At 61.0% G+C, this 22,810-nt stretch carries 18 protein-coding genes and 1 tRNA gene; 6 read left to right on the top strand and 13 right to left on the bottom strand.

What is annotated here, in order from left to right; translation table 11 throughout:
• Positions 1 to 24 precede the first annotated feature (24 nt).
• Positions 25 to 999 carry a ketopantoate reductase family protein gene (locus GYM67_RS00560; RefSeq protein ID WP_220236658.1) on the bottom strand — a complete coding sequence of 325 codons (975 nt, stop codon included), beginning with the start codon at positions 997 to 999 and terminating at the stop codon, positions 25 to 27.
• A gap of 244 nt (positions 1,000 to 1,243) precedes the next feature.
• Here GYM67_RS00560 and GYM67_RS00555 point away from each other — a divergent pair, with 244 nt between their 5' ends.
• Positions 1,244 to 2,071, top strand: coding sequence for a sulfite exporter TauE/SafE family protein (locus GYM67_RS00555; RefSeq protein ID WP_220236657.1), 828 nt, complete (start codon positions 1,244 to 1,246; stop codon positions 2,069 to 2,071).
• Positions 2,072 to 2,079: 8 nt separating this feature from the next.
• Here GYM67_RS00555 and GYM67_RS00550 read toward each other — a convergent pair whose 3' ends face one another.
• Entirely contained in the window at positions 2,080 to 2,532 is a 453-nt protein-coding gene (locus tag GYM67_RS00550; RefSeq protein ID WP_258561511.1) for a nucleoside deaminase, read from the bottom strand.
• A 35-nt stretch (positions 2,533 to 2,567) separates the two neighbouring features.
• Positions 2,568 to 5,354: a cation-translocating P-type ATPase gene (locus tag GYM67_RS00545; protein WP_258561510.1), complete on the bottom strand. Its 2,787-nt coding sequence runs from the start codon at positions 5,352 to 5,354 to the stop codon at positions 2,568 to 2,570.
• A gap of 521 nt (positions 5,355 to 5,875) precedes the next feature.
• On the opposite strand from GYM67_RS00545, the gene GYM67_RS00540 reads away from it, so the two are divergent.
• Positions 5,876 to 8,107: a cation:proton antiporter gene (locus tag GYM67_RS00540; RefSeq protein WP_220236655.1), complete on the top strand. Its 2,232-nt coding sequence runs from the start codon at positions 5,876 to 5,878 to the stop codon at positions 8,105 to 8,107.
• A gap of 6 nt (positions 8,108 to 8,113) precedes the next feature.
• Here the strand turns inward: GYM67_RS00540 and GYM67_RS00535 are convergent, their stop codons facing one another.
• From GYM67_RS00535 to GYM67_RS00510, 6 genes are all read right to left on the bottom strand, one after another.
• Positions 8,114 to 8,869 carry an alpha/beta hydrolase gene (locus GYM67_RS00535; protein ID WP_220236654.1) on the bottom strand — a complete coding sequence of 252 codons (756 nt, stop codon included), beginning with the start codon at positions 8,867 to 8,869 and terminating at the stop codon, positions 8,114 to 8,116.
• A gap of 31 nt (positions 8,870 to 8,900) precedes the next feature.
• On the bottom strand, positions 8,901 to 9,710 hold the full coding sequence (locus GYM67_RS00530) for a hypothetical protein (protein ID WP_220236653.1): 810 nt from the start codon (positions 9,708 to 9,710) through the stop codon (positions 8,901 to 8,903).
• A gap of 211 nt (positions 9,711 to 9,921) precedes the next feature.
• A complete protein-coding gene (locus GYM67_RS00525; protein WP_220236652.1) occupies positions 9,922 to 10,155 on the bottom strand; it encodes a DUF2188 domain-containing protein in 234 nt (77 codons plus the stop codon).
• A gap of 444 nt (positions 10,156 to 10,599) precedes the next feature.
• Positions 10,600 to 11,124 (bottom strand): hypothetical protein, encoded by a 525-nt coding sequence (locus GYM67_RS00520; RefSeq protein WP_220236651.1) that lies wholly within the window; start codon positions 11,122 to 11,124, stop codon positions 10,600 to 10,602.
• A 571-nt stretch (positions 11,125 to 11,695) separates the two neighbouring features.
• Positions 11,696 to 11,766 (bottom strand) — tRNA-Gly (locus tag GYM67_RS00515).
• A 122-nt stretch (positions 11,767 to 11,888) separates the two neighbouring features.
• A complete protein-coding gene (locus GYM67_RS00510; protein WP_220236650.1) occupies positions 11,889 to 13,007 on the bottom strand; it encodes an ROK family transcriptional regulator in 1,119 nt (372 codons plus the stop codon).
• Positions 13,008 to 13,303: 296 nt separating this feature from the next.
• On the opposite strand from GYM67_RS00510, the gene GYM67_RS00505 reads away from it, so the two are divergent.
• The 4 genes from GYM67_RS00505 to nagA are packed head-to-tail and all read left to right on the top strand — an operon-like array spanning position 13,304 to position 17,851.
• Positions 13,304 to 14,608 carry an AGE family epimerase/isomerase gene (locus tag GYM67_RS00505; protein ID WP_396019993.1) on the top strand — a complete coding sequence of 435 codons (1,305 nt, stop codon included), beginning with the start codon at positions 13,304 to 13,306 and terminating at the stop codon, positions 14,606 to 14,608.
• 6 nt (positions 14,609 to 14,614) lie between these two features.
• A complete protein-coding gene (locus GYM67_RS00500; RefSeq protein WP_220236649.1) occupies positions 14,615 to 15,721 on the top strand; it encodes an ROK family protein in 1,107 nt (368 codons plus the stop codon).
• Positions 15,718 to 16,506, top strand: a complete 789-nt coding sequence (nagB, locus tag GYM67_RS00495) for a glucosamine-6-phosphate deaminase (protein WP_220236648.1) — start codon at positions 15,718 to 15,720, stop codon at positions 16,504 to 16,506. The genes GYM67_RS00500 and nagB overlap by 4 nt, the downstream gene beginning before the upstream one ends.
• 37 nt (positions 16,507 to 16,543) lie before the next feature.
• Positions 16,544 to 17,851, top strand: a complete 1,308-nt coding sequence (gene nagA, locus GYM67_RS00490; RefSeq protein ID WP_220236647.1) for an N-acetylglucosamine-6-phosphate deacetylase — start codon at positions 16,544 to 16,546, stop codon at positions 17,849 to 17,851.
• Here nagA and GYM67_RS00485 read toward each other — a convergent pair.
• The 4 genes from GYM67_RS00485 to GYM67_RS00470 form a co-directional block, all read right to left on the bottom strand.
• Positions 17,842 to 18,714 (bottom strand): ABC transporter ATP-binding protein, encoded by an 873-nt coding sequence (locus tag GYM67_RS00485; protein WP_220236646.1) that lies wholly within the window; start codon positions 18,712 to 18,714, stop codon positions 17,842 to 17,844. The genes nagA and GYM67_RS00485 overlap by 10 nt on opposite strands.
• 178 nt (positions 18,715 to 18,892) lie before the next feature.
• On the bottom strand, positions 18,893 to 20,725 hold the full coding sequence (locus GYM67_RS00480) for an ABC transporter permease family protein (protein ID WP_220236645.1): 1,833 nt from the start codon (positions 20,723 to 20,725) through the stop codon (positions 18,893 to 18,895).
• A gap of 266 nt (positions 20,726 to 20,991) precedes the next feature.
• On the bottom strand, positions 20,992 to 22,167 hold the full coding sequence (locus GYM67_RS00475) for a sensor histidine kinase (protein ID WP_220236644.1): 1,176 nt from the start codon (positions 22,165 to 22,167) through the stop codon (positions 20,992 to 20,994).
• The gene (locus GYM67_RS00470; RefSeq protein ID WP_220236643.1) at positions 22,164 to 22,790 is read right to left on the bottom strand and encodes a response regulator; all 627 of its coding nucleotides are present in this window, start codon (positions 22,788 to 22,790) and stop codon (positions 22,164 to 22,166) included. The genes GYM67_RS00475 and GYM67_RS00470 overlap by 4 nt, the downstream gene beginning before the upstream one ends.
• Positions 22,791 to 22,810: the final 20 nt, after the last annotated feature.

Raw genomic sequence — 22,810 nt, 5'->3', positions numbered from 1 at the left:
AAATCCGCTCAGCAGCTGTTTGCATCAGCTCTGGCCGACCTGCTCTTCGTGGTGAACACGGAAGGCCAGCTCGGCCAGGTGGACACCGTGGGTCAGGAACTCCTGAGTCCGGCAGACATAGTCATGCTCACGGCCCAGGCGCGCCAGGTAGCCGTTGATGTAGTCCACCTCGGTCGGGCGGCCCTTGGACATGTCCTGATACATGGAGGGGTAGTGAAGCGGGTTGCTCACCCGACTGACATAGTCCACCTCGTCCAGTGTCTCCTGACGGGTCTGGATCAGCTGCTTGCCAGCCCTCTCGCAGGCGTCATAGGCCTCGTCAATCAGCTGGCGGGACATATCCTTGGCGCCCGGGTAGGAGACGAACTGGCCCATGGTGATCTGATACATGGTGCAGATGGTGTTGACCACCGAGTTGAAGATGATCTTGGCCAGGCAGGTGCCCTCGAAGTTTTCCGTCAGGATGGGGTTGAGGTTGGCGGCCTTGAAGTCCTCGGCCATCCTGCGCTCCAGGTCGGTGGTCTGCTCGGTCATGGCGCACAGGTGCAGGGAGCCGGCCCCGGACTTGCCTATGAAATCCACGTCGCCGGGCCCATTGAGGACCGTGCCGATCATGGCCGTGCCACCATAGATCCGCTCCTGGGGGAAGTACTTGAGCAGCTTGTCGAAGTGACCCCAGCCGTTCATGGCCGAGACGACCACCTGATGGTCGCGGAAGAGCGGTGCGCAACGCTCCAGGACGGCCTCCAGCTGCATCTGCTTGAGCATGACGATCCAGACGTCGGGGTCGCCCTTGTAGTCCTCAGGGGTGTAAATATTAACGGACACCAAATGCCGATTCTCATGATCGCGGGAGACATAGACGCCTCCTTGGTCGTGAGCCTTGTCAATATTGGGCATCCAGGTATCCACGAAATCCACCTGCAGGCCGGCCTGCTCCTGCAGCAGCACACCCAGACGATAGCCCATGGCTCCGGCACCGATGACCGTATATCGCATCGAAATACACCCTCTTCTTTTCCTGACTAGGCGACGCACCTTCGGGGACCGGCCCGAGGGATACCAAGCAGTATGCCGGGACGGCAGAAGGGGACCAGGACAACGTTCGCATAGTGGACATAAGGACTGGAGCATGCGTGGATTCCTGCAGCGTGGAAAGCCTCGCCACGCCTAATCGACGCCGATAGGAGCATAAGCGGACATCCAGCCATCCCGGCAAAAACACCGGCATAGGCTAGAACCCATGCAAAGAGAGCAGAGAGGAGCCGGAGGGATGGACCGGCGGACCCTGGCCATCCTGGTCCTGGTGGGCGTGATCAGCGGATTCCTGTCGGGGATGTTCGGCATCGGCGGCGGATCGATCATAGTGCCTGCCCTGGTATGGACCGGACTGCAGCAACGGCAGGCCTCTGCCACGTCGCTGGCCTCCATGATCCCCATGTCGCTGGCCGGGGTGGCCTCTTACGCCCTGAGCGGGCATGTGGACTGGCTGGCGGCTCTGTTGCTGGCCGTGGGCACGGTCATTGGGGCGCAGGTCGGCACCTGGCTGCTGGACCGGCTTCCTGAGGTGATCCTCAGATGGCTCTACGTGGGCTTCCTCATGGCAGTCATTGCCCAGCAGCTGCTGTCCACGCCCTCAAGGGAGAGCAGCATCCAGCTGAGCCCAGTGATGGCCTTGATCATTCTGCTGGTCGGCGTCCTGATCGGAACCCTGTCAGGGTTGCTGGGTGTCGGCGGCGGAGCCATCGCGGTGCCCGCCCTGGCTCTGCTGGGCGCCAGCGACCTGATCGCCAGGGGAACCTCCCTGCTGGCCATCCTGCCCAGTTCATTGTCGGGAACGTTCACCAACCTGCGGCACCACCTGGTCCACGCCGGTCAGGGGCTGCTTCTGGGAATCGTGGCCGCTCTGACCACACCTGTGGGCACCTGGGCGGCCTCGGGGGTCAGCGCGCGAGTGGGCGCCAATCTGTTCGCCGCCTACCTCTGCCTGATCGTCCTGCGTTGCATCTGGGCGGCCCTCCAGGTTACCCCGGTCTTCCAGCAGTACATGGCCAATCACAACCACCGCTAAAAACAGGCTCAGCCCTGGCGGTGCCGTGCAAAGAAATCGGCAAGAATCCTGGCACACGCCTGTTCGCACACACCACCCAGCACCTCGGCCTTTGTTCCGGTGTGCGGGTCACGGGGCAGATCCCAGACCGACCCGCAGGCTCCCATCTTGGGATCCCAGGCTCCGAAAACCACCCTGCTGAAATGACAAGCCATCAGCGCCCCTGCACACATGGGGCAGGGCTCCAGGGTCACGATCATGGTGCACCCGGCCAGATCCCAGCCCACGTCGGATTTCCCGATGGCCTCCATCTCGGCATGAGCCAGGGGACGGCCCAGGGCCTGCCGCTGGTTGAAGCCCCGGCCGATGACGCGGTCCGAGGCATCCAAGACCAGAGCGCCCACGGGCACGTCCCCACGGTCTCCAGCCAAGCCGGCCAGCCGCAGGGCCTCCTCCATGGGCGCCTTCCACTGTTCTTGCACGGGTTCAGTCTGGCAGTCCAGCCCGACAGGTCAGTTCAGTTGATCATGCCTGCGATACGGCGACGCACATGGTGCAGATGGGCCTTGGGCCGCCCGGACGTGTCGATGCCTCGCTTGGCTAGGAAGGCACGAACCATCTTGTCCCCCTCGCTGAAGATCAGAACCGTCAGTCCAATCCCCAGGCAGATGAGCCACTGGCTTGCACTCAGTGGAGCCATGCCCAGAACGCTTGCAACCGGAACCAGATACATGGCCCCCGCGTGGATGCCCAGGGCCACGAACGAAGCCACCAGGAGGAAGGTGTTGTCCAAGGGGTTGAGCTGGACGATCAGCCTGTTCTCAGACCTGGCCGACATGGCGACGAAGAAGTTGAAGAGGACCAATAAGGTCAGGGCCATGGTCCGGGCGTGGGCCAGATCCATCCCTGCATTGATGTTGAGGCGGAACAGGACCAGGATGCAAGTGGCCATCCAGAGCCCGCAGATGGCAAGCCGTGCCCAAAGCACTCGCGAGAGCAAGCCCTCTCCGGACGAACGCGGGGGCGACTCCAGCTCGTCCCCGTTGCCCGGCTCGAATCCCAGGGCTATGTCCTGGACGCCGTTGGTCACGAAGTTGATCCAGAGCATCTGCAGGGGCAGGAAGAGCAGGGGCTCCTCGGCAATCACATTGACCCCCACGGCGATCATGGCGGCTGCGGCCGTGGACAGGAGGAAGTAGGCGGACCCGCGGATGGCCTTGAAGATGACCCTCCCCTGACGCACAGCCTGGGTGATGGTGACGAAGTTGTCGTCGGTCAGAACCACATCGCTGGCCTCCCGGGCCACGTCGGTGCCGGAGCGGCCCATGGCGATGCCCACCGAGGCAGCCTTCAGCGCTGGGGCGTCATTGACGCCGTCGCCGGTCACAGCCACCACATGGCCCTCATCCTGCAGGGCCTCCACAATGCGCAGCTTGTCCTGGGGGGAGACGCGGGCGGCGATGGAGGTCTCACGCAGACGGGCCCGGAGGACCTCGTCGCTCATCTCCAGCATCTCGCTACCGGTCAACGCCTGGTCGGTATGCTCCAGACCCAGGCGACGACCTATGGCGGCTGCGGTCACCGGGTGGTCGCCGGTAATCATGACCACGCGGATGCCGGCCCCGGCGCATTCGGCGATGGCCTCGCGCACGCCGGATCGGGGCGGATCGAGCATGCCTTCAAGCCCCAGGAAGGTCAGGTCGTCAGGTCGACGGCGGGAGGCGGGATCCTGGTCAGAGGAGAGGACCCTGCTGGCCACGCCGATCACCCGCAACCCCTGGGAACCCATTGCTTCGTAGGACTTGTGGACAGCCTGGGTGTCCAAGGGAACGACCTGGCCATCCGGGTCCAGCATGGTTCGGCTCATGGCCATGATCGCATCGGGGGCACCCTTGACGTATTGGGTCAGGGTGCCGTCCGGGCTGCGGCGGATGGTCATGGAGTGGAGCAGCTCCGGCTCGTAGGGGGTCTCCATGACGATAGGAGCGTCCAGGTCTTCGGTGGTCACAGCCCCGGTCTGGTCGGCCAGGCGGGCCATGGCCATATCGACCGCGTCGCCACTGTATTCGATGCCGCCTTGTTCATTCGGCTGCCGGTGGGCCTCGTTGGTCAGAGCCCCAGCCCGAGCAAGGGCGGACAGACCACGCATACGGTCGTCGTCGGATACGGCCGCTGCGCCTAAGTCCATGCCCTCTACGGGGATCGGCTGGCCGCCGCCCAGGGTGAACTGTTCCACGGTCATGCGGTTCTGGGTCAGCGTGCCGGTCTTGTCCGAGCCGATGACGGTGATGGAGCCCAGGGTTTCAACGGCCGGCAATGAGCGGACGATGGCATGGTATTCGGCCATCCTCGAAACTCCCAAGGCCATGGCCACGGTCAGCACGATGGGCAGGGCCTCAGGCATGGAGGCCACCACCAGGGAGACTGCGGAAAGGAAGGCCCCAGTAGCGTCGCCATTGAGAATGGCTCCGCCGATGAAGACGAAGATGGCCACCAGAATGACGGCGACAGCGATGCCCACCTCGGTGCGGTGGATGATTCGCTGCAGGGGCGTGCGGCCCTTGGACACATGGACCAGATCGTTGATTTCGCCCAGCTCGGTGTCGGAACCGGTGGCCACCACCAGCCCTCGGCCTCGGCCGCTGGTGACCATGGTGCCCGAGAAAGCCATGCAGCGCCTGTCCCCCAGGGCTGCGTCGCGATCCACGGGGTCCGTATTCTTCTTGGCATCCTCGCTCTCGCCAGTCAGCATGGCCTCGTCGATGCGCAGGTGGAGGGCCTCGATCAACCGCAGGTCAGCGGGGATGCGGTCGCCGCTCTCCAGGAGGACCAGGTCGCCCGGGACCAGCTGGTCGGCATCAATCTGCTCCATCCGGCCCTGGCGCACGACCCGTGTAGTGGGGGTGGACAGGGTGGTCAAGGCCTCCACGGCCTTGTCGGCCTTGGACTCCTGCACATAGCCGATGATGGCGTTGAGAAAAAGAACCAGGAAAATGGCCGCGGCATCCACATAATGCTGCAGGAAAATGGTGATGATGCCGCAGACCATCAAGACGGCAATCAGGGGGCCGGCAAACTGCTCCAGGAAAAGCTTCCAACGGGGTTTGGCCTGGGCCTCGGCCAGGCTGTTGGGCCCGAAGAGCTCCAGTCGGCGTGCGCTCTCCTGCGTATCCAAACCCTGGTCCCCGGTGTGCAGGGTCTCCAGCACAGCCGAGGTCTCCAAGCTGTGCCAGTCGGTGTCGTCGAAACGCATGTCAGCCCCTGCTGCCGCAGCGTTCTGATTCTTGATATTTGTAGATGTCACGGATGATGTCATCGGTCAACCTGGCCTTTCCAAACCGGATCGGTCATTTGTCCCCGCATGCGACCCTCTGCAGTCTTTCTTGCAATCTTCCTTCTGGACCGGGGGATGTCCGGAAGCGTCGGGGAAACAATAGCGTGCGCGTAAGTCCCCGGGGTCAAGAGATGGGGCTCCATGGTCAGCCGCCGCAAGCAGTGCCCGCTGGGAGGTTCGGAGCCTTCCCGGTCCTTATGAGTATACCGATTGAGTCGGCCTTTCATGCGCTTAAGAGGGGTGCCCGGGCCGGATTTTCACAAATGTTCGCCTATCGCGAGCGCAGTCTGTCCACCATTCCGGCTTGAGGTGTCAACTTAGCGCACATTGTCCATTAATGCTGTTCCTGGATACCGCGATTCCGTACAATGGGTTATGCGACGTCAATCCTCATGCAACCCTGTACTCGGAGATTCCTTCATTGGTCGAATGAACCCTGCTAGTCGGGCCTGCGGTAGCCCGCCCGGGATTGCGTGGCGGAAAGGAAGCCCGTGGAAACATTCATTCTCATTCTGTGCATACTTGCTGCCGTCCTCGTCTCTTCCTTTATTTCCAGATTCATTCCCCGGATCTCTACCCCTCTCGTCCAGATCGTCCTGGGCGCAGTAATGGCCCTGCTGCCCATTTTCCCGCGAATGCGGCTGGATCCTGAGCTGTTCATGGTCCTCTTCATCGCTCCCCTGCTCTATTACGAGGCCCACACCATCAACAAGATGGAACTGCTCAAGGGACTGCGATCATCCCTTTCCCTGGCAATCGGACTGGCTGCTCTGACCATGATCATGGTGGGCGTCATCCTGCATGCCGCCTGGCCCATGTTCCCCCTGGCCGCAGCCATGGCCCTGGGCGCCGCCCTGGGACCGACCGATGCCGTGGCCGTCTCCTCTTTGGGCGAGAGCGCCGACCTCACACCAGACGAACACTCGATCCTTGCCGGCGAATCGCTCTTCAACGACGCCACCGGCGTCATCGGCTTCCAGTTCGCCATCCTGGCTACCGTGACCGGCTCCTTCTCCCTGCCTCAGGCCCTGGGCGAGTTCTTTGTCGAGTTCGTGGGTGGCATCGGCTTCGGCCTGATCACAGGGTTTGTGGTCAACTGGCTCTTTGAGTCGGCCCGTCGCCTGGGCTGGGAAACCACCACCACCAGGATCCTGTTGGAGCTCTTCCTGCCCTTCCTGATATACATGGTCGGGCAGAACATCCTGCATGTGTCCGGAATCCTGGCTGTGGTATCTACTGGACTGCTGATCCGCTTCGACCACACCGGGGTGGGACCCAATACTTCCAAGGCCAACATCGTCTCATCCAGCGTCTGGAAGGTGCTCTCCTTCAGCCTCAACGGTGCGGTCTTCGTCCTTCTGGGCATGCTGCTGCCGGCAGCCATGGGCACCAGCTGGCGAGACCGGCGGGTCAGCAACTGGATGCTGGTAGCCACCATCATCCTGGTCTGCCTGATCGTGATAATGCTGCGCTTCCTCTGGACGGCCAGCGTTCTGATCTTCACCAAGGACCATGAAACCGGCAGCAGACCACGGATCACATCCAAGCTCCTGAGGTCGGCAGCCGTCATGACCTTCGGCGGCCCCAAGGGGACCATCACCCTCTCCCTGGCCCTGACCATCCCCTATATGACCGATGACGGGTCCGCCTTCCCCATGCGCAGCGAGCTGATATTCGTGGCCGCCGGAGTCATCATCGTCACCCTGGTGCTGGCCAACTTCGCCCTGCCGCTGCTGGCCCCCTCACAGGGCAACGAGGTGCCGGCCCAACAGGTCGAAAAATTCATCAAGGTGCTCAGGGGCACTGTCCGGGAGCTCTCCAGCAGGATCACTGATGAGAATCGGCTGGCCATCCAGCAGGTGATCAAGCAGTATAACCACCGCATCGCCAAGCTCAAGTCGCGAATCGGCCAGTATTCCCCCAAGGACTTCCAGGACCTGCAGGTGCAGACCATGGAGTGGGAGCAGGACTACATGGAGGAGCGGCTGAGCCGAATCGAGGAGGCCCAGGATCAGCTGGAGGAGCGGCTCAGGAACGAAGACGCGGGCATAGAACAGGCACCTGCATCAACGCAGCCTGCCTCCGAGAACGGGACCGAGACCGAACCCAGTACTGAGGCCGAAACCGTAGCCGACAGGGATGCCGACGCCCAGCTGATCGACCGTCGCGACGAGCGCGGCGATGACCAGGAGGAACTGCTGAATCTGCGCAGCCAGGAACAGGCCGCCCGCAGGATCCTGTCCACCATATCCGGATCCCTCTTCCACTTGGACAGGGGCGGGGAACTGCGCTGGAGGGCCTACACGGCTCGCAGACGACTCAGGGGCCTGCTGCACAGCCAGTTCCACCGCCTAAAGCACCTGACTCAGCCGATCGACAAGGACCAAGTCTTCGTGGCCGGACGCCACCTGCAGGCAGAGATGAACCACTTCCTGATCGAAAAGCTCTACTCCGAGCTGGGCAAGGGCCGCTTCAAGACCGAGGACCTGCTGAACACTATCATCAACCATCAGATGATCGAATCATCCGCGGAGGGAAAGACCGAATACGCGGGCATGCCTGCCGTCAGGGATCAGGTGGAGGAGGCCAAGCGCGAGGGATACGCCATCGAGCTGGGCCAGATCCAGGACATGGTCGAATCGGGGGAGATCTCGCGCACGACGGCCAGGAAGATGCGCCGCAACGTCTACGTCATGCAGGTCGACGCCGACTCAGCCCTTTGAGCCGATCTACATGAGGCCCGAGGTCACGTCGATCTCGCCCAGCCACTGGCGAAGGTCGTTCATCTCGCGCATGTCGACAGCATGTTCCAGGTGGTCGTACTCGGTGGTGTGCAGCCATACGTGCTCGTCCAGCCAGGCGGCCAGAGCCCGGAATTCGTACTTGGGCACCGTGGTGTCATCCGAACCGAATCCCAGGAAGACCGGCTTATTCAAGCCAGCCAGGCGCTCATCGGCCGGAGCAGTGCCGGGCACCAGGCCTGGGGCCAGGAACCCGGACAGGCATATGGATGCTCGATAACGCTCAGGATTGACCCGAAGCAGATGAACAGCCAGCATGGCTCCCTGGGAGAAGCCCATGGCCACTACAGGTCGGTCTTCGGGGATATTGGCTGAAACCCAGGCATCCACGGCCCGGGCCGCTGCATAGCCATCCCGATCCAGGTCTTCCTGCTCGGGGCGCATGTCGTGAAACCAGGTATAGCCCGGGCCGAACATGCCGCGCTCGCTGCCTGGCACCATCATGGGCGCCCGCAGGGATGCATAGTCGTTGTAGGGGGCCACATAACGCATCAGATCAGCCATGTCCTCCTCGTTGGAGCCCCAGCCGTGCATGAGTACAAAAATGGGCCGCGAGGGGTTGCCTGTGCCCTGCTTGCGGGACCAACGGACCTGCTCGACCTTGAGCTCCTGCCCAAAACGTCCGGGCACCACCGTGGAGGGCCGACCCACCAATCCCCCGTCATCCTTTTGTGCTTGATCCATACCTGCCACGATAGTCGACCGGTCCTGTCATTCAATGCTGACTCATGAGTGGCTCGGCCTGACCACCCCACTGGCCCTGCAGTCCGGTCACCTGGGCCTTGCTGCCCACCACCATCCAACGCTTGCCGGTCAGCAGCCATAAATCCTGGGGCTGCAACCCGCCTCCGTAGCGGGAGAGCAGGTCGGGCACGCGGGCGCGGATAGGCCCTTTAGCCAGGGATGCCGCAGAGTCGTTATCGAAGACCACGTAGGCCATGGCCGTATCCGTGCAATACCGAGCTTGGGAGATGCCCACATAACCACCCAAGCCGATGTCATGCCAACCCGAAGCGCACTGGCCGGCAGCCTTGTCGATACCGCCGGTCATGGCCTGAGGCGAGCTGATGGGCGCGTCGTCACGCGCGGGGGTCTTGATGATGCCCTTGGGATAAGAGTTGGCAATAAGCAGGCCTGCCGCCGTCAAGAGCATTCCGCAAATCAAAAGAATAATGCCCGCCGAGCCTACCGATGGCCGATTCGGGACTGGTCCGGAGTGGCGGGCTATGACGACCAGGATTATGGTCAACAGGGCAAAGGCCACAGAGACGCCCACCCAAGCCGAGATGCCCACCTGGCCTATGACCCCCAGCCTGGAGGGTGCTATGGCATGGGCCAGCAAGGCCGCGCCCGCAAGAGCTGAGACCAGTCCTGTGACTGCTGCAAACCGACTCCAGATGTTGGCATGGGCTATCTGAATAGGACGCTCATCAATATCCGGGCGAGGAGGATAGGAGACTGGCAGACCCTCGTCATACCCGCTGTCCGCCAGCCGCTGATCCAGCTGGTTGAATCCGTCGGCCATCGACCTCGCCACCTTTCACGGTTGGTTTCAGTCTATGGGGGCGGACACATGCAGACCAGCGACAGCGGCCAATGCTTCACCATCCCGACATCCTGCCGAGCTGATAGATGGGCATATCAGAAGCGCATAGCTGCTTATCGCCGGGACGTTCGGCACCAGCACAGGCCCGATGACGGCGAAAAGTCCCAGGGCTCAGTTGCTCAGTTGGCGTTCAGCCCTTGATGTCTCGAGGATCCTTCTTGCCTATGGTGCGCTTGTCGCGGATTTTATTGCCGCCCTTGTTATGGATGTTGACCTCACCGCCGCCTGACCGGTCTGCAAAGACCTTGGCCTGCTTGCTGGCCTCCGCCTTGGTAGCGAAGGTGCGGGAAACGCGTGAGGCCCCGGCCCGCTTGACTGTCCAGAGATCGCGATCCTCGTCGTATTGCACGTGATAATCAGCCATGATGGCCGTCCTTTCCATACTTCCCTGTACCCCCTCATCTTCCAATGCCCGACCTAGGGCACCGTGCTTCGACACACCAGAATTTCCAGGATTATCATTCGCTAACGATGATGCTGACAAGGACCTTTCGCCACCGTTGACCACCTTGCAGCTTCTAAATCAGATGCAGAGGGGTCGATTAGGGACAAGAATATGGAAAACAATCACTATGAGGTGATTCAAGCGGGACGAAACTATGGAGGTCTGGTTACCCAGTTGGGTGGACTGGAATGGATACATAATCAGGCAAGATGGGTACATCTCAGTTAACGTTGATATTGTGCGGATGCGAGCAGGTTGCCGCTTGCGGTTATAGACGCGCTTGTTCCGCCGAGATGGAAGGCGGTGTACCCAGGATTCGCCAATGGCCGTTTCTCGCCGTTGGAGGTGCGGAGCGGAGCGGTGTCAGCTTGCTGACATGGTACGGACACCTTTGAGCGTCAAGGTGATGGCTCCGTCGGCGCTGATGGTGACTTCGAGGAGGCGCTCCATCAACTGGCCGGCAGGTGTCGCGCCGACACAGTCGCGGGCCGAGATGACACGCACCGGGTCGTAGATTTCTTCACGGGAAACCGGCCTTGGATATAGCTTCCTCGCATCGGACACGGCAAGCAAAGACAGCGCATATGCCTCGATCAGACGCGGAGACACAAACGAAGCCACGCTATGATTCGTACTTTCTTTTGTCGTAGTCAGCCGCCTTGGGGATCGCGCAGTCGAATCTTTCACAGATAAGAAACGCTTCAGTGAAAACTGCCTTTTATGTGGAACAACAACAGCGGGAATGGAACGAAGCAGCTGCATGCGGCCTTTCATACCTAATTGATGCTGCAGCCTTGCGACTACGACAAGCGGGAACGGAAAGCGCACAAAGCAGACGAAAATATGAAGCAAACCGACTTTCGCCACATGATCCACGTACCCGTTCATACCGAGATTGTCCTATGGTTTCTAGGCTTAACTCTGTTACTGTCAATGGCTGGGTATGGTATAGCAAAATTCCTATTCAGCTCTTTACGGCATTCCCACATGCCGTTGATTTTGCGTCAGACACCTGGGTGGACAGGATAATTGCGACGACTGTTATAGCTTGTCTGCTGGCTGATAAGCGGTATCGTCCATCTTGTCGCCTTCTATAAAAGAAAGTCGCGCAAAGCTCGGAAATGGTGGAACGTCGTCGCAAAAAACCTGCTTGTTTCAGTGACGTTGATCGTCTTATTGCACAGTCTGGCTGGGATGCTGTTTCTCTCGATAGACGCCAGCGATATCCTCAGTGAGCAAACGCCGATGCTGACGCTCTTGCTCACCGACTATAAGCCAATCAGCTTCATCTAACATCTAACGATATGGATTCGCAGGGAATGCAGCATATGCCCGGGCATATGCTGCATCCTTAGCAGGAGGCGATCAGCATTAGACGCACTCAGGAGTTTATCTTTGACAAAGTTGAAAATTCCCCAAACCCAAATGTCAATGCCAGTAGCAAATTTCTAAAAAGGAGAGCGGGCGACGGGAATCGGACCCGCCTCTGAAGCTTGGGAAGCTTCCATTCTACCAATGAACTACGCCCGCAAATTGGCTACCGGGGTCAGACCTCGGCCAACCGTATGCGAGTCACTATGGTAGCAGGTCTCGGCGATGTGCGCGAATCACCAACTCCGGGTGCGGCTGCGAAACAGGTCTTCAATCAACTTTCAGACGGTGCCGTCAGGCTCAATCAGGTCGGCCACCACTGTGGAGCAGGCCCCAAGCAAGGCGGCATCCTCACCCAGGGCCGAGCGGTCAACCACAAGGGGCCGCCGGAAATCAGTGGCCAGGGCATCGTTCATGGTTTTCTCCATAGCACTCAGGAAGATGCGGTTGACCACCCTGGAGTCGCCCAGAACAGCCACGCGAGGAATGTCCATAAGGCCGGCAGACATGGTCAGAACACGGCCCAGCAGTTCACCGGCCCGGCGCAAAATGCTGGCCAGATTGTCAGGATCCTTGTCCATTGCAGCAGTCAGCTTGGGAACGCTGATCAGCGATTCCAGGCAGCCGCGCTTGCCGCAACGGCACTGAGGACCAGTGGGATCCACCACCACATGGCCGATCTCGCCGGCCGCACGGTTGCAACCGGTCACCAGCTCGCCGGAAACCAGCAACCCCGCCCCAACTCCGTCGCCCAGATGGACCAGCAGTAGGTCAGATTGTCCTGAGCCGAACTGCTGCTCGGCCAGCACCTCGTTGTTAGCATCGTTGTTGACCGTTATCTCCAGGCCTGTCTTCTCATGCAAATAGCCGCGCAGGTCGGTCTGAACCCAGCCAAGGTTGGTAGCATCATCCACAACGCCTTCAGCACTGACGATGCCAGGACTGGATACGCCGATGCCCATGATGGGGTGGGCTGCCCGCTGCATCAATGAATCGGTCAGCTCCCCCACCAAGTCCAGGGGAACCTTGCCGTCAGCAGTTAGAGGGATCTCCTCACGCGCCACTACCTGCCCAGTCAGGTTGAGCACCGCCCCCCTGAAAACGTAGGGCGTGGAAAGGTCCAGGGCCAGGATACTGCGCCCGTCAGGATTGATGCGCAGCAGCCGTCCCCTCTTGCCCGGCCCGGTGGATTTGCTGTAACCCACCTCCATGAGCAGATGCTCGCCCAGCAGCTCGGCCACAATATCTGATATGGCGACCCTGGTCAACCCTGAAGCGCGGGCCAGATCAGCCCTGGTCATACTGACATCGGGATAGAGCAATCTGAGCAAGATTGCTCGATTGTGGTGCCGCACCGACTTGGGCAATGCCTTGGACAGGTTGCCGCTATTGCTGGTCATAATTCGCCTGACGATAGATAATGCGGGAACGGGGACCCGCCATGGGGATTGGGCCTTGAACCCCGTGACCATGCCCATCCATGCTTGCTCCTTATATTGTAAACATCCTTGCCCGGACAGATCCAGATCTCGCCATAACGGCATCAAACTGGTTCGTTTTCAAGACTACGCACTAGCATCATGGGCAAGACTACGGGATAGTCAGTAAAAAGTTCAGTTCCCTAACAATTACGTGTTAGGCTGTTAACAGATACCAGAAACAGCTGCATCCCTCGCTGAGCAAAGGAGCGATCGCCATGACCAAGACACCGAACCATCCGGGAGCCTCATCTTCCGCCATGAATCCCCGATACCTGCTGGGAAACGAAGCCAATCGCATCTTCATGGCCTCGCAGACCTATGGCTTCCTGGACTTCGGGCGCGGGTTCCCCACCGAGCAGGGCGGCGCCGGCTGGCTCAATGACGACGGCAGCATCGACCCAGACCAGGGAATCCAGACCTGGATCACCTGCAGAATGACGCACGTCTACGCCATCGGCAGCCTCCTGGGCTACCCGGGAGCATCACAACTGGTCCGCCGCGGCGTCCAGGCTCTTCAAGGAAACCTGCACGATGACGAACACGGCGGCTGGTACCCCTCGGTCTCCTGGCAGGGCCAGCCCGAGAGCGGCAAGACCTGCTACACCCACGCCTTCGTGGTCTTGGCTGCCTCTTCGGCCATGCTGGCGGGCGACTCCGATGGACAATCCCTGCTGGATCAGGCGCTGGAGATCTTCAACCGCTACTTCTGGGATGATGACAGGGGCCTGGCCGTCGACACTTGGGACAGCGGCTTTACCCGGCTGGACCCCTACCGGGGGCTCAACGCCAATATGCACAGCACTGAGGCCTTCCTGGCCGTAGCCGATGCCACCGGCAAGGAGGAATACCGCGAGCGCGCCGGACGCATCATCGACCAGGTCATCGGCTGGGCCGAGAACAATCAGTGGCGCATCCCCGAGCACTTCAACAGCGATTGGCAGGCCGACCTGGACTACAACGAGGACGACAAGGCCGATCAGTTCAAGCCCTACGGGGCCACGCCGGGCCACGGAATCGAATGGGCCAGGCTGATTACTCAGTACGCATTAAGCAGGTTCGGTCAGGAGGCCGACCGCCGCCGCTACATTGAGGCAGCCGAGCACCTGTTCGCCAGGGCTGTGGAGGATGGCTGGGCCGCCGACGGGTCCGAGGGCCTGGTCTATACCACCGACTGGCAGGGCCGCCCGGTGGTCCACGACCGCATGCACTGGACCCTGGCCGAGGCCCTGAACACTTCGTCCACCCTCTACGCAGCCACCGGCAAGACCACCTACGCTGACTGGTACGCCACCTTCTGCAGCTACGTAGACCACTACCTGATCGACCACCAGGGCGGATCTTGGTGGCATCAGCTGAATGCCGACAACCACGTGATCGGCACGGTCTGGCCCGGCAAGTCCGACCTCTACCACGCCTTCCAATCCACCCTAATTCCCTACAACGACCCGGCGGTCTCCATCGCTACGGCCATCAAGCAGGCCTGCGGACAGGGATGGGCGAACCAGGCCCAGGCCCGCTAAAACCCCATGGCAGCATCGACCCCGCACCTCAGGGCGGGCACAAATAGCGTCCAGGCCGACCCGATCAGCCTAGGGATAGACATCGGCGGCACCAAGATCGAGGGTGTGGCCATGGACGGTAACGAACACCTGCTGGCCTGCCATCGGATCCCCACGCGCGAGGGCAGCCAAGCGGTTCATGACGACACAGTGATGCTTATCCGCCACCTGCTGGACCAGCTGGGCCCAAACCAGGGTCCGGTCACCGTAGGCTTAGGCATCCCGGGGCGAGTGGACGCCAATCGAGGGATGGTGGACGACGCGGTCAACTTAGGCATCCACCACATGGCTCTGGGCCCTGCCGTCGCCAAGACGACCGGTCTGCCCGTCCGCGTCGAGAACGATGTGAACATCGCTGCTCTGGGAGCTGCCTCGCAGACTGGCGACACTCTGATGACCCCTGGAGCCACACCCCACTCCCAGGCTGCTCGGGACCAGGCCCGACGACCCGCAACTGAGCCTGGACGCGACGGCCCCAGGGCCCTGCCCGACCATGACGACCACACGGTGGCCTTCATCAACCTAGGCACTGGTCTTGCAGCGGGCATCATCAGCGGGGACCGGATCGAACACGGAGCCAGCGGGGCAATCGGCGAAATCGGCCACATCCCAGTAGATGCCCACCAGTTTCCCTGCAAGTGCGGCCAGCGGGGCTGTCTGGAGACCGTGGCCTCCGGCTCGGCCGCGCAGGCCCTCTGGCCGGGGATCGCGCACCCCTTGCCTGACCTTATCGCCCAGGCAGGCCAGGGGAATCAGCAGGCCCAGGATGTGCTGGACATCATTGGACATGGCATTGCCCTGGCCGTGCAGATCGTGGCCCTGACCATCGACCCCGCAGTCATCATCCTGGGCGGAGGCATGAGCAAAACCGGTCAGCCCCTGCTGGATCTGGTCACCGAACATCTGAATAGGAGCGCGGCCTGCAGCCACTTCATCGCCTCGCTGAGTCTGCCCGACCGGCTTCGTCTGGCCCCAGCCGACCTGCCCATCGCGGCCATCGGCGCCGCCCTGGCAGGACGCATGGCCGCCGATAGTCGCCCATCTGACTTTATTGGAAAGGAAACCGCATCATGACCGAAATCATCATCGTCAAGTCCCAGGAGGAAGCCGGCGAAATCTATGCCCGCTGCACGGCCGACCTGATCCGGCGCAAGCCCGACTGCGTGCTGGGTCTGGCCACGGGGTCCAGCCCACTGGCGGCATACCAGGCGCTTGCCAATCTGGTCCACAAGGAGGGAATCGACGTCTCCCAGGTGCGCGGGTTCGCCCTGGACGAGTATGCAGGGCTGGATCCGGCCCACCCCCAGTCCTACCGGTCCACCATCGACCGGACAGTGGTCGAGCCTCTGGGCCTGGACCCCGCTAAGGTGAGGGTACCTGATGGAAACCTGGACACCATCAAGGACGCTGGCCGCGTATACGACCAGGCAATCGAGGATGCCGGCGGCGTCGACCTGCAGATCCTGGGCATCGGCACCGACGGACACATCGGTTTCAATGAGCCCGGATCCTCCCTGGCCTCGGGCACCCGCATCAAGACCCTGACCGAGCAGACTCGCATCGACAACGCCCGCTTCTTCGACAATGACATGGACCAGGTGCCCACCCACTGCATCACCCAAGGAATCGGAACCATCCTCAAGGCACGCCAGTTGGTCCTTCTGGCCTTCGGCGCCGGGAAGGCGGAAGCCGTGGCCGAGAGCGTAGAGGGCGGCATATCGTCCTTCTGCCCAGCCTCCGCCCTCCAGATGCATCCTCATGCCACCGTGATCGTGGACGAGGCCGCCGCCTCACGCCTGCGCAACCGCGACTACTACAAGTGGGCATATGCCAACAAGCCTGACTGGCAATCCATCTGATCGTCCTGACCGGCAAAGCACAGAAGGCAAATCATACATGTCCAAGGAAGCATACGAGTCGGCAGGGCTCGCGGTCGAGTCATCCCTGAACGGACCTGCCCATCCCCTTGTCCTGACCGGCGCAAGGCTGATAGACGCCCGCGGCATCAGGGAAGCTAGCTGGATTCTGGCCCTGGACGGCAGGATTGAGCAGGTCGGGCAAGGCAGGGAGAGCCTGGAATCCGCCCTGAGAGCCGCTGGCCTGCCCAGCCTGCTCTCATTCTTTCAGCCTGGATCCGATAACCATGACGCGAATGCGAACGGTGTAGAGTTCATTGACGCGACCGGCTCCATCCTCACTCCCGGGTTCATCGACATCCACTCCCACGGCGGTTGGGTCCACTCCTTCGATGACGGAGACGAGGCCATCCGTACAGCCAGAGCCTGCCATATGGTCCATGGAACCACCAGGCAGGTGCTCAGCCTGATCACCAACCCAGTCGACACAATGTGCGTCAATCTGCGCTCGGTCAGGCGGGTCATGGACTCCAGACCCGACGTGCTGGGGGCCCACTTGGAGGGGCCCTTCATCGCCCTCTCCCGTAAAGGGGCGCACGATCCCAAGTGTCTACGCGACCCTGAACCTGCGGCCCTCGACAGTCTTCTGGAGGCTGCCGACGGTTGCATACGCCAGGTGACATTGGCTCCCGAGCGCGACCATGGCTACGAGGCCATATCCCGCCTGGCTGAGTCCGGCGTGGTTCCTGCGGTCGGCCATTGCGATGCCGACTACGACCAGACCCGCCGCGCCTTCGATGCCGGCGCCCGCATACTCACTCATGTTTTCAACGCCATGAACGGCATCCATCATCGTCAGCCAGGACCTGTTCCGGCCGCCGTGAAGGACCCCCGTGTCACGGCCGAGCTGATCAACGACGGTTTCCATGTCCAGGACCCCTGCGTCGACTTGGCCTTCAGGCTCTTTCCCCATCGGATAGCCCTGGTCACCGATGCCATGGAGGCTACCGGCTGCGAGGACGGTGCCTACAAGCTGGGCTCCCTGGATGTAACAGTGAAAGGCGGCCACGCCCGCCTGACCTCCAACGGAGCCATAGCTGGTTCAACCCTGACCCTGGATGTGGCAGTCGGCAGAGCCGTCCAGGCCATCGGTCTCCCGGCCCACCAGGCCGTGGAAGCCGCCACTCTGACACCAGCCCGGGCTCTGGGGCTGGACCGTCCCAACCCGGTCACAGGTGCTCCACTGGGTCTGCTGGCACCCGGCTATGCGGCCGACCTCCTCCTCCTGAGCCCGGCCGACTGGTCCGTCAAAACCGTGGTCTGCAACGGGCGCAGAATTCAGACCTGAATTGATCTGAGCGGCTCCTTCTGCTCGGATCCGGACAGAAGGAGCCGCTCTATATCCTCCTGATCCATATGGTGGTAGGAACCGCAAATCCTCCCATCCCGCATATATAGGATTCTGTCAGCCCTGGAAGCCACCCTGGCATCATGAGTGACCAGAAGGCTGGCCTTGAGTCCCGCACTCATGGCTGCTTGGATGGCATCAAGGGTGTCCTCACGGGCTCTGGGATCCAGGTTGCCGGTGGGCTCATCCGCAAAGAGAACATGCGCATCCATGATCATGGCCCGAGCGATGGCCACCCGCTGCTGCTGACCTCCTGACAGCTCGCCCACCTTTCGCCCCATTACACCGGTCGGCAGGTCCACACAGGACAGAGCCCGACGTACAGCATGATCATCGGCGGCTGAACCATTCAAGGACTGCGGCAGGATGATGTTCTCGGCGACTGTCAGGGAATCGACCAGCATGTAATCCTGGAAGATGAAGGCGAATTCGGTCCTGCGAAGCCTTGCCCGGCGAAAACCCGGCTGCTGAGCGATGTTCCGATGACCATACCAGACCTCTCCTCGCGACGGGGTCAGGATGCCGGCAAGCAGCTTGAGCACAGTGGACTTCCCACATCCCGAAGGTCCGATCAAGGCCGTGATCCGACCAGATTGCAACACTATATCGACCGGCCCGATCTGCGGGGCCGACCCATTCCTGTCATGCGACCTTCCCAGCAGACGACGCCTACGGCGACCGCCGTCCGAATAGTCGTAGCAGACAGACTTGGCCTGCAAGACCTTACCGTTGGCATCCGGATCCCCGTCATGAGCAGTTTTCAGCCTTATCCTTGCGTCCCGTCCCCCATGCCTTGTTTCCATATATCCCTCTTTCCTGCGTCCGATTTTCAAAATGCCAGCTGCACGACTGCCGCGAGCAACGCATTTCGTGATGACCGCAACAGACTTCTCAGGCCACTTATCCCCCCCCCCCTCGCCTGCACGGCCGTCCGTCGTGCCCTCACTCATTCCCATGCCGCCACCGCCACAGGCTGCTCGCTCATCCTTGGCAAGCCAGACGAGCATAGGAAACCATGTGGGCGGACAGGGCCACCAGACCCATCGTCAGGATTACCGTCAAAAGCAGGCCCAGCTGCCTAGCCGGGCAATAAAAGGAGATACCCCCGTAGAGTTCGACTGACTGTGGGTGGGAGCAGAGGTTGACGACCAGGAGCGAGCCGACGCAGCCCAGGAAGAAGGCCGACAAAACTTCGCCCAGATACCTGAGAGTCCCGCTGCACCCGTACCGCCAGACTCCCAGGTCCAGGAGAACGGTCACGGCCCTGGTTCTGCGCCCCTCCTCCACCATGGTGAAGATCAGCGACAGGACGCCCACAGCGCATATGGCCAGGACTGGGTACACAATGACAGCCATCTCTCTCATCCCGTCCCCCCCAGTCTGCGTGTAGATTTTGCCTGTCGGCAGATCCGCCACCCATGCCTTGGCCGCTTGGTCGGTAACTCCTGTCGGTACCTCCCGGCCATCTGGCCGGGACGAAACCAGGGCCAGAGGCGTGTGCTCACCCCAACGTTCATATCCGGACTTCCATGAACCTCGGGATATAGAAGACGACAGACGGGAGGGGATGAAGTACTGGCCCATTCCTCCCGGCAAGTCGGCCACAGCCGCAATTCGACTGCGTCGGGCTGACCCGCTCCCATCATCGATACAGACCGGGCTGTCGACTGACACGCCCGCCCCTGCCTCCGGCTTGGAGGCTACCACCCCATCGAGCCTCTCCAGGCTTGTTCCGCCCTGCGCATGGCGGAGGGTGGCGGATGGAAGAACCCGGCCCAGATCGCCGTCTATTTGAAGACGGGAGGCACCACGATAGTAAGAGGCTGCCCGCTGGACCTGCCGATCACATCCCCCACCGTTCTTCTCCATAGGCACAACCGTGGCAGGAGCCAGAATAAGAGGGTCAGCATCGCGCGACCTTACATAGGCGGACCAACGATCCAAAGTCCCCTGGCCGCGCCCGACCGGTCTGATCACAGACCCGCCTGCCAGCGCTTCGGTCAGGGAGGCGCGCGCATTGGCATCGCTGTACCCCAAAAACCCGAAAAGCCCACAAGTGACCGCAGCAGCGACGACCACCATCGTGAAAAGGGAGGCTGCCCTGGCGGTCTCCTGACTGCGCAAGGCCAAGGTGACCACGGGACCTTTCAGACGACCAGCCAGGATAACGCTCGCTATTCGGATCAATAGGGTCCTGCCCATTCGTGCCAAGGCCCACACCAGAAGAGGAATCAGGAAGATGCCTAAACTGCCGGCGATCGCTCCAGTCCCCTTTAGGCAGATCATCATGCAGGCCGCAGAGACCGCCAGAAGAATGACCACAGTAAACAGGGCGCGGCGGCGCATCCCGGACGAGCAGGGCATGGACTGCAAGTCAGGCCGAGCTCTGACGACCCTCACTGCAGCCAACATGGCGCCCAGACATTGGCACAGGACGGAAAGCAGGACCGTTACAAGAGTGGAGGAGAGGTTCGGCAGTCCGCCCTGCCTTGGCGGAAGCATGTCCAGCTGGGACATGGCCGACCCCGCCAGAGGCATCACCAGCTCACCCAGAATCACGCCGATGAGACCAGAGAAGGCAGCCATGAGACCTTGGACGACCAATATCGATCCCAGGAGCCGGCTGGGGGAGGCGCCCAGCAGACGGATGCGCATGAGCCTGTCCCATTGAGCTGTAAAGGCGTGATCGCTGATGGTCTTGGAAACGGAGGCCGAGGATGCTAAAAATATAGCCACCATAGCTACCGGGGTGGTCGAGTCGGGCCGCCCTTCTCCCATGGCCATAGCCTCAAGGACCAGGAAGATCAAGGCCATGGGGCAGGCTCCAGCCAGTACGTTCAGGGTTTGCAGGCCGCGGTTCCCCCGCCATAAGGAATTCACCAGGCGGATGTATCCGATTCTGATACCCCGACCTCTAGGCCATTCCGTCCCGGATTCTCTCCCGTCACCGCCTATTCTTGTCCATTGCATAGGACCAAGCTACATGGGCAAGCAACAGGTAGGCCACCGACAGACGTCATTATCAAGTGGACGAATGTCACTGCCTTGCAGAAGTCGTCATCCTGGCCGAAGATCCGAAGTTACCTACCGGATTGCGCAGCCAGCGGAAAAGAAAGCGCCACCCTAGTGCCATGGGGAGACTCCGATGCCTCTGCCGGCCCCACATCCAGAGAGCCGCCCAGGGCCTTCGCCCTCTGCTCCAGGGAGGACAGGCCGAAGCCAGGCACAAACCGAACGGATCCGTCGCCAGGACCTACTCCGTTGTCCGTCACACTCAGGCGGAGGGTTCTTGGTGCCAGATCAATGACAATCGAGGCGGATGAGGCATGAGCGTGACGGACCACGTTAGTCAAAGTCTCCTGCAAGGCCCGGTAGATAAGGACTTTGCTCTGCGACGACAGGCCCTCTAGGTTCCCATGCACCGTAGCGGTCACATGCAGGCCCGTGGATTCAAAGGAGTCTGCCAGACTGACAATCGACTCCTTGGTCAGCTCCCCGCCAAAGACGGCCGGATTCAAAGCCCTGGCCTGCTGACGTACCTGAGCCAGAGCCTTCTTATCGATGTCTTCGGCCTTAGCCACATGAGCGAGGGCTCGGTCGATGGACAAACCCTTGTGCAGAGTCCTTTGCGCTGCTTCAAGCTCCATGTGCATGGCCGACAGGTACTGACCAATCGAATCATGCATCTGCGAGGCCATTTCCGCCCGCTCCTTGGACAAGGCCAGACTCTCGATTGTGAGCGACTGTCTGGCCAGCTGCCGGTTCTTTTCAATAAGCAGACGGCTGGCCCGTGCATAAAACAGGAAAGCCACAGCGAAGAAGATAATCAGAGCCAAGTTCAGGATCATATCGCCCCAGATGGCCTGCCGCCATCCGCTTTTCCATGCCATATGCAGAATATAGGCCGCAATTTCCCCTCCCACTGAGACCCAGGTCCAGATCTCCGGGAATGCGAAGAGAACATCCACGGTCACGATGGCGGTGAGAAACATCTGCGGCGGATTGTCGAAAAGGGTGGCTGCAAGACAAACCACGATGAGAAGGCCCCCGCAGATCAAGGCGGGAATACGTCGCCGAATCAGCCTATAACCCAGCCAGGCCGAGATCATGGCAGTCTGGAAGAGAAAGAAGTTGAGCGGATTGCCGTATTTTGACCATAAGAAGGAGCAGCAGAACGAGGCGACCTCCACCAGGCCTACATATGGGAGGGACCCTGGTTTCCGCTCCTGAGACGGCTCAGGCTCTGACGGGCTCATGGCCGCCTTAAGGTCATGGCCAACTCGGTGCGGTTACGCACGCCGATCTTGTCGAAAATGTTGCTGACGCGGTTCCTGACCGTGCCCAGAGCCAGGCATAGACGATCGGCGATCTCCCTGTTGGTTGAGCCAGCCACAATCATGTCGATAATCTGACGGTCCGTCCGATCGAAGTCGTAAGCATCATCGACTCCTTCCCTGCTAATGAGATCCATCAGTCTGCCCGACTCGGCAGCCCCAAGGACGCGTTCGCCCCTGTAGACCCTATGCACAGTACCGATAATCTCCTCGGCATCGGCGTCTTTGAGCAGGTGCCCATATGCCCCAGCCTTGATGCTCCCCACAAGATTCTCATCCTCATCGAATGCCGTCAGTGCGACGCATCGGACTTTCAGTCCTCTTTTCCGCAGAATGCCAATGAGACAAATCCCGTCGATGTCAGGCATCCGGCAGTCAACTAGGGCCACATCGACATCGCTCAGACGAGGATGCTCCAGAAGCTCTCGGGCGCTGGCTGCATCCGCAACAATCTTGATATCGTCCTCATCAGCCAGTATCGAAACCAGTCCTGCTCTGACCAGCTCCTGATCATCGACGATGGCCAGATTGATGGTCTCCGTCATCCCAGGCATCATCTCCCATC

This window comes from Bifidobacterium asteroides (assembly GCF_019469425.1).
Lineage (GTDB): Bacteria > Actinomycetota > Actinomycetes > Actinomycetales > Bifidobacteriaceae > Bombiscardovia > Bombiscardovia asteroides_I.
Note: the sequence above shows the minus strand (reverse complement) of the source record. Positions and strands in the feature narration are given on the sequence as shown.